Source organism: Ruegeria meonggei, assembly GCF_042768335.1.
Lineage (GTDB): Bacteria > Pseudomonadota > Alphaproteobacteria > Rhodobacterales > Rhodobacteraceae > Ruegeria > Ruegeria meonggei.
The window spans coordinates 396,679-412,844 of sequence record NZ_JAXHBT010000001.1; the positions used below are offsets into that span (position 1 = coordinate 396,679).

Here is a 16,166-nt window from a genome sequence, read left to right on the forward strand (position 1 = left end):
CAGCGCCACCGGCGTCGTCCAGTGCGCTTTGCCGCAAATATGGTATAATATCGGAAACATAGTGCAGGTGCCTGCGTCGTTTCCTCACGTCGCAAAGCCGTAACTATACTTGTCGACTAGGTTCCAAACCGGTATTTGATGCAAATCAATAATGTGGTTTGCTTGTCGTCTATAAGTTGGCGGTACAAGGAAGCGCGTTGGTGTCAGGATGGATTCGTCCGTGCTGTTACTACGGGAGACGCCTGGTCAGTGCGAATAGGGCTGGGCACGTAAGGAGACATCGGTGGACTATACTGCTCAGCTCGATACTGCGATTGCCAGGCTGCATGACGAAGGTCGCTACCGGACCTTCATCGACATCGAACGCCGGAATGGTCACTTTCCGCATGCCGTTCGAACACGGTCGGACGGGTCACAGCAGAATATCACCGTTTGGTGTGGCAATGATTATCTGGGCATGGGCCAAAACCCTGTTGTCCTGAACGCCATGCACGAGGCGGTTGATGCCGCCGGTGCCGGGTCGGGTGGCACACGCAACATCTCGGGCACCACGGTCTATCACAAACAGCTTGAGGCCGAACTGGCTGATCTGCACGGCAAAGAGGCCGCACTGCTTTTCACCTCTGCCTACATTGCCAATGACGCCACGCTGAGCACATTGCCGAAACTGTTTCCCGGCCTGATCATCTATTCCGATGCACTGAACCACGCGTCGATGATCGAAGGCGTGCGTCGCAATGGCGGGTCCAAACGTATCTTCCGCCACAATGACGTCGCCCATCTGCGGGAACTGCTTGAGGCAGACGATCCGGCGGCACCCAAACTGATCGCGTTTGAATCGGTCTACTCGATGGATGGCGACTTTGGCCCGATCGAAACACTGTGTGATCTGGCGGACGAATTTGGCGCGCTGACCTATATCGACGAAGTCCACGCGGTCGGCATGTACGGCCCCCGCGGGGGCGGCGTGACCGAGCGTGATCGGCTGGCGCATCGCATCGACATCATCAACGGCACGCTGGCCAAGGCGTTTGGCGTCATGGGCGGCTATATTGCAGCCAGCGCCAAGATGTGTGACGCCGTGCGGTCATACGCGCCAGGCTTTATCTTTACGACTTCGCTGCCGCCGGCGGTTGCGGCGGGCGCGGCGGCTTCGGTTGCGTATCTTAAACATGCGCCCGAGCTGCGCGAGCAGCATCAGACCCAGGCCAAGATCCTAAAGCTTCGACTAAAGGGGTTGGGGATGCCACTGATCGATCATGGCAGCCACATTGTGCCGGTTATGGTCGGCAACCCAGTGCACACCAAAAAGCTGAGCGATATGCTGCTGGATGATCACGGCATTTACGTTCAGCCGATCAATTTTCCCACCGTGCCCCGCGGGACTGAACGCCTGCGATTCACCCCGTCACCTGTGCACGGACCCGACGAAATGAACCGTTTGGTGCACGCGATGGACGAACTTTGGTCACATTGTGCGCTAAATCGCGCCGAACTTGCCGGATAACCTCACGCCAAAGTGTGCAACGAGAATGTCGCGTGTTAAGCTTACGCTAACAAAAGTATCGGGCGAATCGTTAAAAGGATGATTCGCCGTTAGCGTGAAACACGCACAGGCAGAATGGGGCAGCAGGGATGATTGGGCGCAGATCTCAGCGCGATTCCGAAGACGACACCGAAGTCAGGCCAAAGGGCTTTGACGATTATGAGGTGCGTCTGGGCGACAGGATGCGCGGCGAACGCGCGACCATGGGCAAATCGCTGCTGGATGTTCAGCGAGAGTTGAGGATCAAAGCCAACTACATCGCAGCCATCGAAGATGCAGATCCTGACGCATTCGATACACCCGGCTTCATCGCCGGGTATGTGCGTTCTTATGCGCGTTATCTTGGCATGAATCCCGACGACACATTTGCAACCTTCTGCAAGGAAAGCGGGTTCGAGGTTGCGCATGGTATGTCCGCCGAGGCTTCGGTTGTTCGTAAATCGGCCGGTGGCCTGCCAGCGCGTGGACCGATGGGGCGGGATCCGTTTATCTCTCCCAACACGCCCTACATTCCGGGCAGGGAATCTTTGGTCAGCCAGATTGAACCACGTGCGATCGGTTCGTCGTTGGTTCTGATGGCCGTGATCTGTGGCATCGGCTACGGTGGCTGGGCAGTGCTGAACAAAATTCAGCAGGTTCAGGTCAGCCCGGTCGAACAGGCACCTGTGGTTCTGTCGGACCTAGATCCGCTGGAAGCCGTACGTAATACGGACAACAGCGATGTTGCCGCCTTCGAAACCCCAAGTGCCGAGGCATTGGATCGGTTGTACCGCCCTCAGGCTCTGGACGTTCCGGTTCTGGTGGCCCGCGATGCACCAATTTCAACGCTGGACCCGCGTACGGTAGGGACGTTCCAGCCGCAGGAACTGCCTCAGATTCAGATCGCTGAAATTCACACTGTTGAACGTCCGGCGCTGCCCCAGGTGGTTGAACAAGTCGATACAACGCTGAAAATTGTTGCCGTTGATCCCGCCTGGATGCGCGTCACCGCAGCGGATGGCAGCATTATTTTCGAAGGCACTTTGGGCACCGTCGAACAGGGCAGCGTGTTTGAGGTTCCTATGACAGAAGAACCGCCGCTGCTGCGCGCTGGTGCGTCAGGGTCGGTCTATTTCTCGATGAACGGCAATCACTTTGGCCCGGCAGGCGCGCCAGGCACAGTGGCCAAAGGCGTTGTTCTGTCCAAGGATGCTGTCTCTGACATTTATGCGATTGCGGATCTTGAGTCAGACCAAAACAGTGCGCTCAAGCAACTGGTGGCTGAACTTCAGGCGCAGGTCGAAGAAACCCCGGCCGAGTGATCTAGCCATTGCGATGCCCCGGTAGGCGGACTATCTAAAGACGCAACTCAGCCTGTCTTGGACCTGTTCCCATGTCGCTCAATCACGTTCGTCCGTGGCGCAATATCTACCGCCGCAAATCCCGTCAGATCATGGTCGGAGACGTTCCCGTTGGGGGGGACGCACCCATTGCCGTTCAGACAATGACCAATACGCTGACCACGGATGTGGCGGCGACAGTTGCGCAGGTGCAGGCCGCGGCCGAAGCGGGCGCAGACATCGTGCGGGTTTCTGTCCCGGATGAGGCGTCTTCGAAGGCCCTGAAGGACATCGTGCGCGAAAGTCCGGTGCCGATTGTCGCCGATATCCATTTTCATTACCGCCGCGGGATCGAGGCAGCCGAAGCCGGAGCGGCTTGTTTGCGTATCAACCCGGGCAATATCGGTGATGAAAAACGCGTCAAAGAGGTTATCAACGCCGCAAAGGACCACAATTGCTCGATCCGGATCGGAGTGAATGCTGGCAGCCTAGAAAAGCACCTGCTTGAGAAATATGGCGAACCTTGCCCCGATGCGATGGTCGAAAGCGGGCTGGAACATATCCGCATTCTACAAGATAACGACTTTCACAACTTCAAGATCAGCGTGAAGGCCAGCGATGTCTTTTTGTCTGCGGCTGCCTATCAGGGCATTGCCGAGGCCACGGATGCGCCAATCCATCTAGGAATCACCGAGGCCGGCGGGCTCGTGTCCGGCACGATCAAGTCCGCCATCGGATTGGGCAATCTGTTGTGGATGGGCATCGGCGATACGATCCGCGTCAGCCTGTCCGCCGACCCGGTCGAAGAGGTCAAGGTCGGCTTTGAAATCCTGAAATCCCTGGGCCTGCGCCATCGCGGCGTCAACATCATCTCGTGCCCGTCCTGCGCGCGTCAGGGGTTCGACGTGATCAAGACCGTCGAGGCGTTGGAGCACCGGTTGGAACACATCAAAACACCGATGAGCCTGTCTATCATCGGCTGCGTCGTAAATGGCCCCGGTGAGGCGCTGATGACCGATGTGGGCTTTACCGGCGGTGGGGCGGGATCGGGCATGGTGTATCTGGCAGGCAAAGCCAGCCATAAGATGTCCAACGATCAGATGATCGACCATATCGTCGAAGAGGTGGAGAAAAAGGCAGCAGAACTGGATGCCGTGCAAGAGGCGGCGGAGTAGGTCTTAACCCGGGGTTCTGCTTCACAGAGAACTGCGCCATGATGCGGCCTGAATTGCGGCTATAAGTGGCAGCAACGAACCCAATTCCCGGAGCAGTGAACGTTGAAACTCAATACAATTTGCGCGGGGCTGCTGGTCGCCGCGTTGGCTGCCTGCAGCAGCCCGTCAAATGACTATGACAAGCGTCCAAGCTTTATTCATGTCCCGGTGCCTCCGACGCAGGGCACGCAGCTTGGATATTTGTCCGTCAACGTCACGGGGTGGAGCCACAATGGGACCACAACACGAACCGATGTGCGGATCAGCCCGGGTGGCAAAGGTAAACCAAAAGGTAGTCTGACGCCGGTTATGACAGTTGATCCGCAACTGACTTCTCGGGTTGCATTGTCATTGCGCGACGGTAAAGACGCGAATGCAGCTTTTGCTTTCGCGCAACAGATTGCGCGCGCGACCTATTGTCCGTCGGGTCCGATCACCGAAAATACCGGGATCCGTAAATACTCCGACCCCCAGGATTTGCAGGCGATTCAAACTGAAAGTCAGCGGCAGGGCCGTGATGTCATTCCAGCCGGCATCAAGGGCGAAACAATTCCCGCGACCCACTTCAGAACGGATGGCTCTCCGACGTGGGTCGTGTCGATGAAATGTGACGCGCCTTACCCCTACGATTAAAATGTGAAGGGGGCGGTCGTCGGTCCGCCCCCTTCATTTAGCCTTGTTCGGCGCGGACGCCGTCGACGATTTGCAGCATTTGGTCGGCGGGCAAGAAGCCGCGCAGCATCTCGGTGCCCAGCACAAAGGACGGTGTCCCTGAGATGTTCATCCGCTGCGCCAGTTCGCGGGTCTGGGTGATCTCATCCGTCACCTGATCGCTGTCCATCGCCGCCAGTATGGCATCGCTGTCCAACCCCAGCCCGTCCGAGATACGGCGTAGGGTCACCTCAGAAGGGTCTCCGCTGAACTCCAACAGCGCGTCATGCACCTGTTTATAGGCGTCATCGCCCGCCACGTGCTTGGTGGCAACAGCGAACCGAGAGGACAGGACCGACGCATCCCCCAGAATGGGCAGTTCTTTGATCACAAGACGGATATTGCCGTCCTCGGACAACAGGTTGGCCACTTCGGGGACCGCGCGGCGGCAATAGCCACAACGATAGTCCATGAACTCAACCAGGGTGATATCACCGTCCGGATTGCCACCAACCCAGCTATAGCCGTCGTTGAACAGGGCATCCGCGTTGGCAGCGACCAGTTCCTTGTCGGCAACCGCCTCGGCCTCGGCGTTGCGTTGTTCGAGGATGTTGATCGCCTCGATAATCACCTCGGGGTTTTCCAGTAGGTAATCGCGAACCTGTTCGCCAAACTCTGCACGTTCCGCATCGCTCATGGCATTCAGGTCCAGGGCCTGCACAGGGCCCGTGATCAAGGAAAGCCCCAGAAGGGCCGGCACAGCGTGTCTGAGGATCATTTCCGTTTCCTTTTCTTTTTCTTGGCGTTTTCAGAGGCAATGAACACATCCTGCGCCCTTTGCCAACCAGGTGAGCCTTCCGGCAACTGCCCCATGGCGCGTTTTGCGTGGATACCTGCATCTTCTAACCGGCCTTGCAAGGCATACCGTTCTGCGGTGACGGCTGACGCCATACCGGTGTTCCCGACCTTGGCGTAGGCCATACCCAGGTCCTGCATCAGGCGCACGTCTCGGTAGTCTCGGGCACGGGCCTTTTCAAGCACTTGCAGGGCGTTCTTTGTGTCTCCCTGCGCCAGCAACGCCCGGCCATACCCCGCCAGGATCAGGGCATCGTTTGGCGCCATGTCCACGGCCTGGCCATAGGCTGTAACTGCGTCTTGTACCTGCCTGTTTTCCAGCAGTATTTGACCTTTGAGTTCGTAATAGAACGGATCATCCGGGCGAATGGCCAACGCCTGGTCAATTGCCGCGCGGGCTTTTGCAAGGTTGCGGTTCTGGTGGTGGGCCGCGGCCTCGCGCATCAGGCGAATATCTTGCGCGTTTTCCTCTTTGGAACGCCGCAAGGTCCAATTGGGCGACCTGAGGAATGCAGACAGTTTCCCTTTGACCCGGGAAAACCAGTAATCTGAGTTTTGATTAGCAACAGCCCAATCTTCGAACTCGGCCATAAACGCCTCGGCTGCGCGCAGACGCTCGCGGCTGGTGGGGTGGGACCGCATATACGGGTCCTGATTGGCATAATTCAACAATTCCTGCCCTGCAAACTTGCGATGCAGCGCGACCATCCCACTGGGCGAGATTCCCGCCAGCCTGAGATAGCTGGCAGCGCTTCGATCGGCCGAGGATTCCTCGGCCCTTGTATGGCCCAGAAAACTGCGCAGCGCGGCCGAGGATGTTCCTGCGGCGATACCCGCGGCGGCTTCACCGCCGCCAGCGGCTGCGGCGACAAGGGCCAGTGCGGTGCCCAATCTTGCTTTGCGCTGCGCCGCCCTGAGGTTTTCAACCCGCCTGGCAAGGTGACCGTTGGCGATATGGGCGGCTTCATGCGCGATGACAGCTTGTAACATCTCGGGGCTTTCGACGGTCAGGATCAGACCGTAATTCAGGTAGATCGCGTTGTAATCTATGACAAAAGCGTTGAACGTGCTGTCATTGACGACCAGAATACGCACCCGGTTGGTGTTCAGACCAGCAGCGCGCAGAACGGGAAAGGCCAGTTCGCGCAGCCCGTATTCGATATCGGCGTCCCGGATCAGGCCTTGCGCCGCGCTTTGAACAGCGCCGGTCATCCATGTCACTGCAACCAGCAACAAGGCCGGGATTGACGCCAGCCTGGATACACGTTCAAAAGCCATGGCTGCAACATGGGAGATGGGCATGAGAAACTCAACCCGGTCCGGGGTCGATCCCTTTATCGTGATGGACGTGATGGAGGCTGCGCGACAGGCCGAAGAGGCCGGGCGCCACATCATTCATATGGAGGTCGGCCAGCCCGGAACCGGCGCCCCCAAAAGGGCGGTAGCGGCCCTTGCCAAAGCGATGGAGCAAGGCCCGCTGGGTTACACGGTGGCCTTGGGCCTGCCGGCGCTGCGCCAGCGGATCGCGCGCCTGTATGGCGAGTGGTACAATGTCGATCTAAATCCCGAACGTGTGGTGATCACGCCGGGCTCGTCTGGCGGGTTTCTGCTGGCGTTCACCGCGCTGTTCGACAGCGGGGATCGCGTGGGCATCGGTGCGCCGGGATACCCCTCGTACCGGCAGATTCTCAAGGCGCTGGGTCTGGTGCCGGTTGATTTGCCAACCGCGCCCGGCAACCGCCTGCAACCGGTACCTGCGGACTTCACTGGTCAGAACCTGCAGGGCCTCATGGTTGCATCCCCGGCAAACCCAACTGGAACCATGCTGAACCGCGCCTCGATGGGCGCGCTGATCGAGGCGGCACACGGGCAGGGTGCCTCGTTCATCAGTGATGAGATTTACCACGGCCTGGAGTACGAGGCCAAAGCCGTCACGGCACTGGAGCTGACGGACGAATGCTATGTGATCAACTCGTTCTCCAAGTATTTCTCAATGACAGGATGGCGCGTTGGCTGGATGGTGGTGCCCGAGGATCAGGTACGTGTGGTCGAGCGGATCGCCCAAAACATGTTCATCTGTGCCCCTCATGCCAGTCAGGTGGCGGCGCTGGCAGCGATGGATTGCGACACAGAGTTGCAGGCCAATCTGGACGTGTATCGGCGCAACCGGTTGTTGATGCTTGAGGGGCTGCCTAAGGCGGGATTCACCAATATCGCACCGCCTGACGGGGCGTTTTACGTCTATGCGGATGTCTCCGACCTGACCGATGACAGCCGCGCCTTTGCCGCTGAAATACTGGACAAAGCTGGGGTGGCAGTCACGCCGGGGCTGGATTTCGACCCGGACCGGGGGCATCGGACATTGCGGTTCTCGTATGCGCGATCCACGGCGGATATTGAGGAAGGGCTACTCCGGCTGTGCCAATTCATGGCCCAGCGGTCTGCGATCACGGAACAGGTCTGACCCGTTCACAAAACTACCGGTATGCGATAGGCTGCCGTCTAAACGATCTCGGGAAAACTTGAGGCCATGAGCAGAATTTTCTATGCTATCGCGCTGATCTGGGCGCTGACCGGTGCCGCCTTCGCGCATGATTTCAGCGCATTGGCACGGGTGTTGCCGGACGAAAGCCGCATCACTGATGACGGTCGCGCCGGAGTACGGCTGGACCTTGGCCTTAGCCAGGGGGTGCCGTACCGGGTGTTCACCCTGCGCGACCCCTACCGCATGGTTCTGGACTTCCAAGAGGTCGACTGGACCGGTCTGGACAGCGAGGCCTTCCTGCAGACCGACCGTATCAGCGGCGTGCAATTCGGAGCTTATGTCCCGGGATGGTCGCGCATGGTACTGGAACTTGGGGCCCCTCTGGCCGTTGGTGCGGCTGATCTGAGGGTGGATCAGGACACGGGCGCGGCGCAGCTGTCTCTGCGATTGCAGGGAACGGATTTTGACACGTTCGCGGCCAGCGCAGGTGCCCCACGTCAGCCGGATTGGGATCTGCCCGAACCTGCGGTCACGCCCACCATGCCCGGTACAAATAGCACGAGCGTGCTGCGCGTTATGCTTGATCCAGGCCATGGCGGGATCGACCCGGGGGCCGAGGTTGATGGCACGGACGAAAAAACCCTGATGCTGACATTTGCCCGGGAACTGCGCGAATTGCTGCTGCGCACGGGCGGGTATCAGGTGGTGATGACCCGGGTCGATGATCAGTTCGTCTCGCTGGAACGCCGCATCGCGCTGGCGCACCGGGCCGGGGCGGATATCTTTATCTCACTGCACGCGGATATCCTGTCCGAAGGGCGCGCGCATGGGGCGGCGGTTTATACGCTGTCGGATGAGGCTTCGGACGTCGCCAGCCACAAACTGGCCGAGCGTCACGACCGGGGCGATCTGATTTCCGGCGTCGATCTGAGCGGCGCAGACGATCAGGTGGCTGATGTTCTGCTGGATATCGCCCGACAAGAAACCAAACCACGCACCGATGCGCTGGCGCGGGCGCTGGCCGATGGGATGACCCAGCAGGGTGGGCCTATGAATAACCGTCCGATCCGTACGGCTTCATTTTCGGTACTAAAAGCGGCGGATATCCCGTCGGTTTTGGTTGAACTTGGGTTTCTGTCCAGCCCCAGAGACCTGAAAAACATACGAAATCCAGAATGGCGTGCAGGACTGGCGCGCGGGCTTGTAAGTGGTTTGGAAAATTGGCGGCGCGAAGATCTGGTCAAACGATCCCTGATTGGACAGTGACCCCACGGCGCAAACAGGCTATTATTGGCCATCGTGTTTTGACCCTGTGCCGCGGCGACACTATATAGGCGGCAGCGCGAGTAAAAGGCAGTAACGTGATCCGTTTCATTCTTTCGATTTTCGGGGCGATCTTCAGCCTCGTGACCTTGGGTATTTTTATGGCTGCGCTGGTGGTTGGCGCGGTGTTCTGGATGTATGGCCGTGACTTGCCAAGCCATGAGTCGCTGGCGCAATACAAGCCGCCGACGATCAGCCGGATTTACTCTGGTGAGGGGCAGTTGATCGACGAATTTGCGCAGGAACGCCGCCTGTTCACCCCGTCCGAGGACATTCCCGATCTGGTGAAACAGGCCTTTATCTCGGCCGAAGACAAGAATTTCTACACCCATCAGGGCTATGATCCGCGCGGCATTATCGCAGCAGGGGTTGAGGCTGTCCGATCCAAAGGGGAAACTGTTCGGGGTGCCTCGACCATCACCCAGCAGGTGATGAAGAACTTCCTGTTGTCGGGGGATCGTCGGGCAGAACGCAAGATCAAAGAGATCATCCTCGCCACCCGGCTTGAGGATACGCTAGACAAGGAACAGATTCTCGAACTTTACATGAACGAGATTTTTCTTGGCCAGAACTCTTACGGGGTGACCGCCGCTGCGCAGACCTATTTCAACAAAACGTTGCAGGAACTGGCCCCGCATGAGGCCGCAACTCTGGCGGCTATGCCCAAAGCCCCGTCGGATTATCATCCAGTGCGGCAACGCGAGCGGCTGCTGGCGCGGCGGGATTATGTTCTGCGCGAGATGAACCAGAACGGTTACATCGATCAAGCCACTTATGAGGCCGAAGTCGAAATGCCTCTCCGCTCGGTTCAGAATGGTGATTTTGAAAGCTTCCGCACTGCGCTGCCGCCACGTGACTATTTCACCGACGAAATCCGCCGCCAGCTGAGCGAAGATTTTGGCGAGGGTGAGTTCTTTACTGGCGGCTTTACCGTCCGCGCATCGGTTGATGAGGAAATGCAAGTCGAAGCAGCCCGTGCGCTGCGAGAAGCCTTGCAGAAATATGACCGCTCTCGCGGCAAATGGCGCGGCACCGGAGAGGTGATCCCCGAAGAGAAGCTGGGCGATAAATCGCAGTGGCGCGAGGCACTGGCGATTATGGAAATCCCCCGCGACGTGATTCTTCCGACGCTGTGGTATCCAGCCGTGGTTCTGAACGTGTCAGAGCAGTCTCTGACCGTCGGGATCGAGGACGGTCCGGCAAATGGCGTCATCCCCCGGTCTGACATCAAGTGGATGCAGGGCGATTTCGGTGCCAATTTCAAACGCGGCGATGTCATTCTGGCGATGGCTGCGGAAGAAGGGCAGTGGTCTGCGCGTCAAATCCCCGAAGTGCAGGGTGGTTTCGTTGCAATGGACGTGAACTCGGGCCGGGTTCTGGCCATGCAGGGCGGGTTCTCATATCAGGACACGGTTTTCAACCGCGCCACGCAGGCGCAGCGCCAGCCGGGTTCCAGTTTTAAGCCTTTCGTTTACGCAGCTGCACTGGACAGTGGCTATAGCCCCGCGACCATCGTAGTCGACGCCCCGATCGAGGTGGACACACCGCAGGGCCTGTGGCGGCCCAAGAACTCGTCGAACAAGTTCTATGGCCCCACACCGCTGCGCACCGGGATCGAACAGTCGCGGAACTTGATGACCATCCGACTGGCACAAGAGGTCACGATGCCCGTTGTGGCCGGTTATGCCGAACGGTTCGGAGTGTATGACAGGATGGGCGCATTTCTGGCGAACTCGCTGGGATCCGAAGAGACCACGCTGTACAAAATGGTCGCTGCCTATGCGATGTTCGCCAATGGCGGCGAGCGGGTTGAACCCACCTTGGTCGACCGCATTCAGGACCGGTTTGGCAAGACGATCTATCGTCATGATGACCGCCAGTGCCTGGATTGTAATTCGACTTGGCTGGAGCCGGACGAGTCGCCAACAATCGAGACCAACCGCAGCCAGGTAATGGATGCGATCACCGCCTATCAGTTGACGTCGATGATGAAGGGCGTCGTGGATCGCGGCACAGCATCCCGCGTGGTCAACCTGCCTGTGCCCACTGCGGGCAAGACCGGCACCACCAACGAATCCAAGGACGCGTGGTTCATCGGATTCACATCGAACATCGTTGCGGGCTGTTACATCGGCTACGACCGCCCCCGTCCGATGGGTCGGGGGGCCTATGGCGGTACCCTGTGCGGACCGGTGTTCCAGAGCTTTATGGAACAGGCGGTCGAGAAATACGGCGGTGGCCCATTTGAAGTGCCGGAAGGTGGCCATTTTATAAAGATCGACCGTTTCAGCGGCGCCCGCCTGCCAGCTGATGCCAGCGGAGATTACGTTGTCGCCGAATACTTCCGCGACGGCGTCGATGGCTTTATCGACCGTATCTATGACGGAGGCTTTGCTGTCGGCTCGGAACTGCCACTGTTCGAAGAGGTGCAAAGTTCTGGCCGGCAGGTCCAGACCTCGACTGGCAACACCGTCACGGTTGGACCGAACGCCAATCAGGGTGACCTGCAAGGCGGCGGCCTTTACTGATCAGACAACCGGGTTTCGGGTCTCCGCTGTCTTGTGGTGACGGGAACCTCTTGCTATCACGCAGACCTGATTGAGCAAGTTGGGACCTGACCATGCGCGCCGAAACCCAGAATACCGTGGCGGAAATTGAAAAGTCGCTGGAGCTGCTGGCGCAGCGTATGGACTATGAAACCGCCCCGCATCGCCTTGAGGAATTCAACGCGCGTGTCGAGGACCCCAACCTGTGGGACAGCCCCGAGAAAGCGCAAAAACTGATGCGCGAACGGCAGATGCTGGTCGACGCGATTGAAATCTACGAGTCCATCAAGACCGATCTGAGCGACAATATCGAGCTGATCGAACTGGGTGAGATGGAAGAGGACGAAGAGGTCGTCACTGACGCCGAGGACGCCATCAAAAAACTGGGTGCCAAAGCCGCCAAGAAAGAGCTTGAAGCCTTGTTGGATGGTGAAGCCGACAGCAACGATACCTTCCTCGAGATCAACTCGGGCGCAGGTGGGACCGAAAGCTGTGACTGGGCCTCGATACTGGCGCGTATGTATGTGCGCTGGGCCGAGAAAAAGGGCTATACGGTCGAGCTGCAATCCGAGACCTCGGGCGAAGAGGCGGGGATCAAATCAGCCGCCTATAAGATTTCGGGTCACAACGCCTATGGCTGGCTGAAATCCGAAAGCGGCGTGCATCGGTTGGTGCGGATTTCGCCCTTTGACTCGGCGGCCAAGCGGCATACCTCGTTCAGTTCGGTCTGGGTGTATCCCGTGGTCGATGACAATATCGAGATTGAGGTCAACCCGGCGGATATCCGCATCGATACTTATCGATCGTCGGGCGCGGGCGGTCAGCACGTGAACACGACGGATTCAGCAGTACGGATCACACATATTCCGACCGGAATCGTCGTGACCAGCTCGGTCAAGTCGCAGCACCAAAACCGCGATATCGCCATGAAGGCGCTGAAATCACGCCTGTACCAGCAAGAGCTGGATCGCCGCCACGCCGACATCAACGCGGCGCATGAGGCCAAGGGCGATGCGGGTTGGGGCAACCAGATCCGGTCTTATGTCTTGCAGCCGTATCAGATGGTCAAAGACCTGCGTACCAATCACGAGACCTCGGACACAAAGGGCGTTCTGGATGGTGATCTGGACGAATTCATGGCGGCCACGCTGGCCTTGAACGTATCGGGCAAAAGCCGCTCTGAGGCACAGGGCGAAGTCTGATAGCAGTTTCGCGCGTACCCTTGCTGAACCTGATCAAAGGCCATTGGCAGCTTATTGCGATTGTTGTGCTGGTGTTCTTATTCTGGCCCACAAGGATTGTGCTACCGCTGAAGATACTAGTTGTTTTTATGCATGAGCTGTCGCACGCAATCGCGATTGTTCTGACCGGCGGGTCGGTGGAAAGCTTCACGATATCTCCGCAACAGGGCGGTCTTGTCATTGGTCGCGGCGGCAACAGGTTTCTGAGCTTGTCTGCCGGCTATCTCGGTTCACTGGCGCTTGGGATGGGTCTTTTAGTCATAGCTTTGCGCACGCACTGGGATCGCGCGGTACTTGGCGGTTTTGGTGGCATCATGCTGTTGGTGACATTACTTTACGTCCGTGACCTTTTTGCGATGACGTTCTGTGTGGGCGTTGGTGCCGCTTTGCTTGCCATGGCGTGGTTTCTGGGCCGCCCCTTGTGCGATCTGGTTTTGCGGGTCATTGGGCTGACCAGTACGATTTACGTTCCCTACGATATTTTCGACGACACGATCCGGCGCTCGGGCATACGTTCGGACGCCTATATGCTGGCCGAGGAATTCGGCGGAGCGACCATGCTGTGGGGTGGTGCGTGGCTGGTGCTGAGCATCTTTTCGATCTTTCTGTGCCTGAGGTTTTTTCTTGGGAGCAACAGCAACTTGCGATTTGACTTCAACGCAAAGTGACGCCGGACGGAACTGGCACAAAGATGTATTCACACTGTAGGTTTAAATGGCGATGAGCCCCGGTTAGGCTGCGCGTAAAAGACTGACACACCAGCTGATGGAACGCGTATGGATCTGAGCCAGACAACCGCAAGTGATTTGTTGAACGCGATGTCCGACGGGCGTCTCTCGGCGGTCGAGCTGATGCAAATGACCCTTGATCGGATTGATGCGGTCAACGGTGCGCTGAATGCCGTTGTTGCATTGCGCGACAGGGACGCGTTAATGGCCGAAGCACGCGCCTTGGATGCCGGGCCGAAGGTTGGTCCCTTGCATGGTTTGCCTATTGCCGTGAAGGATTTGGTAAATGTCGCGGGCATCGTAACGTCGCAAGGTTCGCCGATCTTTCAGGATAACGTACCGCAACAAGACGATCTGATTGCGCAGCGGATGCGGGCCGCAGGCGCGATTCTGATCGGCAAAACCAATACGCCCGAATTCGGGCTGGGTTCACATACGTTCAACCCGGTCTATGGCACGACCTGTAATCCGTATAATCCGAAGCGGACATGTGGCGGGTCATCCGGCGGGGCGGCGGTGGCGCTGGCGACCGGCATGGTTGCCTTGGCCGACGGGTCCGACATGATGGGCAGCCTGCGCAATCCGGCTGCCTGGAACAATGTCTACGGGTTTCGTCCCAGCTGGGGGCGGGTTCCGTCCGAGCCTGATGGCGATGGCTACCTGCATCAACTCAGCACGCTTGGCCCAATGGCGCGGAGCCCGGAAGATTTGGGCCTTTTGCTGGATGTGATGTCGGGGCCTGATCCAAGGCACCCTCACGGGGTGCCATACGCGCCGGTTACGCCCGTTCAACCCGCCGAGATGCGGGGATTGCGGATCGGCTGGCTGGATGACTGGGGCGGGGCCTTTCCTTTCGAGGATGGGATACGCGATCTGTGTCGGGATGCGTTGTCTGTGTTCACCGAACTTGGTGCTGAGGTTGATCACCTCGCGCCGCCGTTTGAGGCCGAGCGGATGTGGGACAGCTGGGTTACCCTGCGATCATGGAGCATTGCTGCAAACCTCGTCCCGTTGAGCGAGCATCGGTCGGCGCTGAAAGATACCGCACAATGGGAGCTGGATCGCGGCCTGGCCTTGACGGCTATGCAAGTCCATCGCGCAAGTGTTGAAAGATCCCAGTGGTTTCGGCGCGCGGTTGAGGTGTTCGAAGAGTATGACGCCCTGATCCTGCCGTCAGCACAGGTTTGGCCGTTTGAAATCGAAACGCCGTACCCAACTGAAATCGCAGGCAAAAGAATGGATACTTACCATCGTTGGATGCAGGTCGTTGTTCCAGCCAGTCTGATCGGTTTGCCCAGTTTGTCGGTTCCCGTTGGGTTCGGGGCCTATGGCCTTCCGATGGGCATGCAGGTTATTGGTCCGCGAGGCGCGGATGCGCGCATTTTGTCGATTGGGGCTGCATATCATGCTTCCACAAGGTGGCCACAAAAACGACCGGCCTGACGGCAGCGCCGGGTAAGAGAGGAGAGACGTCATGGATAAGCAATTTGGCGTTCCGGAGATGGGGCCGGTAGATGTCGGAATGCTACGCGAAGCCTTGCGGCGGGCGTGGCGTGATTTTCGCAAAGCACCGATTTACGGACTTTTGATCGCTGGCTTTTTTGTTTTGTCCGGTTGGGCCATGGCCTGGGTGACGGTGCAGACCGGCACGACGTTTTGGCTGGTCCTTGCAGCCATCGGCTTTCCGCTGCTTGGGCCCTTTGCAGTTGTAGAGTTGTATGAGGTTTCTCACCGGTTGGAGCTTCGGGAGCCGCTTGGCCTCAGGTCTATTTTTGGGGTCATGGTGCAGCAAGGCCGCCGTCAGCTTCCCTCGATCTGTGCGATCATCGTGGTAATGTTTTTATTCTGGTTCTTTCTAGGGCACATGATCTTTGCCCTGTTCATGGGGCTGTCAACGATGACCAATGTGTCATCGTCCCTTGATGTATTTTTGACGGCGAACGGGTTGACGATGCTGGTCGTAGGCACAGCCGTAGGGGCAGTGTTTGCGACGGTCCTGTATATGATTACCGTTCTGTCGATCCCGATGTTGCTGGATCGCGAACTGGATTTCGTGACAGCCATGATCGCCAGTTTTGGCTATGTCAAAGAAAACCCGATGATCATGCTGGGGTGGGGCGCGTTTATCGCGGTCATAACCTTTGTGGCCATGATCCCGTGGTTTTTGGGACTGTTCATCGTATTACCGCTGTTGGGCCATGCCAGCTGGCATTTGTACCGGCTGATCACACAGGCCAGCGACCAGACCCCGGCATAGC

At 58.3% G+C, this 16,166-nt stretch carries 13 protein-coding genes; 11 read left to right on the plus strand and 2 right to left on the minus strand.

From position 1 onward, the window contains the following. Nucleotides 1–283: 283 nt before the first annotated feature. The 4 genes from hemA to SJY13_RS02000 all read left to right on the plus strand — a co-directional run bounded on the left by hemA (nt 284) and on the right by SJY13_RS02000 (nt 4,712). The gene (hemA, locus tag SJY13_RS01985) at nt 284–1,507 is read left to right on the plus strand and encodes a 5-aminolevulinate synthase (RefSeq protein ID WP_377187038.1); all 1,224 of its coding nucleotides are present in this window, start codon (nt 284–286) and stop codon (nt 1,505–1,507) included. A 128-nt stretch (nt 1,508–1,635) separates the two neighbouring features. Next, nucleotides 1,636–2,847, plus strand: coding sequence for a helix-turn-helix domain-containing protein (locus tag SJY13_RS01990; RefSeq protein WP_377187041.1), 1,212 nt, complete (start codon nt 1,636–1,638; stop codon nt 2,845–2,847). 71 nt (nt 2,848–2,918) lie between these two features. Then, nucleotides 2,919–4,040, plus strand: coding sequence for a flavodoxin-dependent (E)-4-hydroxy-3-methylbut-2-enyl-diphosphate synthase (gene ispG / locus SJY13_RS01995; RefSeq protein WP_377187044.1), 1,122 nt, complete (start codon nt 2,919–2,921; stop codon nt 4,038–4,040). A 102-nt stretch (nt 4,041–4,142) separates the two neighbouring features. Then, complete coding sequence (locus tag SJY13_RS02000) at nt 4,143–4,712, plus strand: hypothetical protein (RefSeq protein ID WP_377187047.1); 570 nt, start codon at nt 4,143–4,145, stop codon at nt 4,710–4,712. 37 nt (nt 4,713–4,749) lie between these two features. Here the strand turns inward: SJY13_RS02000 and SJY13_RS02005 are convergent, their stop codons facing one another. Next, nucleotides 4,750–5,508, minus strand: a complete 759-nt coding sequence (locus SJY13_RS02005) for a DsbA family protein (RefSeq protein ID WP_377187050.1) — start codon at nt 5,506–5,508, stop codon at nt 4,750–4,752. After that, nucleotides 5,505–6,887: a M48 family metalloprotease gene (locus SJY13_RS02010; protein ID WP_377187053.1), complete on the minus strand. Its 1,383-nt coding sequence runs from the start codon at nt 6,885–6,887 to the stop codon at nt 5,505–5,507. The genes SJY13_RS02005 and SJY13_RS02010 overlap by 4 nt, the downstream gene beginning before the upstream one ends. On the opposite strand from SJY13_RS02010, the gene SJY13_RS02015 reads away from it, so the two are divergent. The 7 genes from SJY13_RS02015 to SJY13_RS02045 all read left to right on the plus strand — a co-directional run bounded on the left by SJY13_RS02015 (nt 6,886) and on the right by SJY13_RS02045 (nt 16,165). Further along, on the plus strand, nt 6,886–8,049 hold the full coding sequence (locus SJY13_RS02015) for a pyridoxal phosphate-dependent aminotransferase (RefSeq protein ID WP_377187056.1): 1,164 nt from the start codon (nt 6,886–6,888) through the stop codon (nt 8,047–8,049). The two genes, SJY13_RS02010 and SJY13_RS02015, sit on opposite strands and share 2 nt — an antisense overlap. 66 nt (nt 8,050–8,115) lie before the next feature. After that, nucleotides 8,116–9,336 carry an N-acetylmuramoyl-L-alanine amidase gene (locus SJY13_RS02020; protein ID WP_377187059.1) on the plus strand — a complete coding sequence of 407 codons (1,221 nt, stop codon included), beginning with the start codon at nt 8,116–8,118 and terminating at the stop codon, nt 9,334–9,336. A 95-nt stretch (nt 9,337–9,431) separates the two neighbouring features. Beyond that, entirely contained in the window at nt 9,432–11,921 is a 2,490-nt protein-coding gene (locus SJY13_RS02025; RefSeq protein WP_377187062.1) for a penicillin-binding protein 1A, read from the plus strand. A gap of 92 nt (nt 11,922–12,013) precedes the next feature. Beyond that, complete coding sequence (prfB, locus tag SJY13_RS02030) at nt 12,014–13,141, plus strand: peptide chain release factor 2 (protein WP_085820844.1); 1,128 nt, start codon at nt 12,014–12,016, stop codon at nt 13,139–13,141. Between the two features lie 20 nt (nt 13,142–13,161). Then, the gene (locus tag SJY13_RS02035; RefSeq protein ID WP_377187066.1) at nt 13,162–13,848 is read left to right on the plus strand and encodes a M50 family metallopeptidase; all 687 of its coding nucleotides are present in this window, start codon (nt 13,162–13,164) and stop codon (nt 13,846–13,848) included. A 108-nt stretch (nt 13,849–13,956) separates the two neighbouring features. Next, the gene (locus SJY13_RS02040) at nt 13,957–15,351 is read left to right on the plus strand and encodes an amidase (protein WP_377187069.1); all 1,395 of its coding nucleotides are present in this window, start codon (nt 13,957–13,959) and stop codon (nt 15,349–15,351) included. A 31-nt stretch (nt 15,352–15,382) separates the two neighbouring features. Continuing rightward, nucleotides 15,383–16,165, plus strand: a complete 783-nt coding sequence (locus SJY13_RS02045) for a DUF2189 domain-containing protein (protein WP_377187072.1) — start codon at nt 15,383–15,385, stop codon at nt 16,163–16,165. Nucleotide 16,166 lies beyond the last annotated feature (1 nt).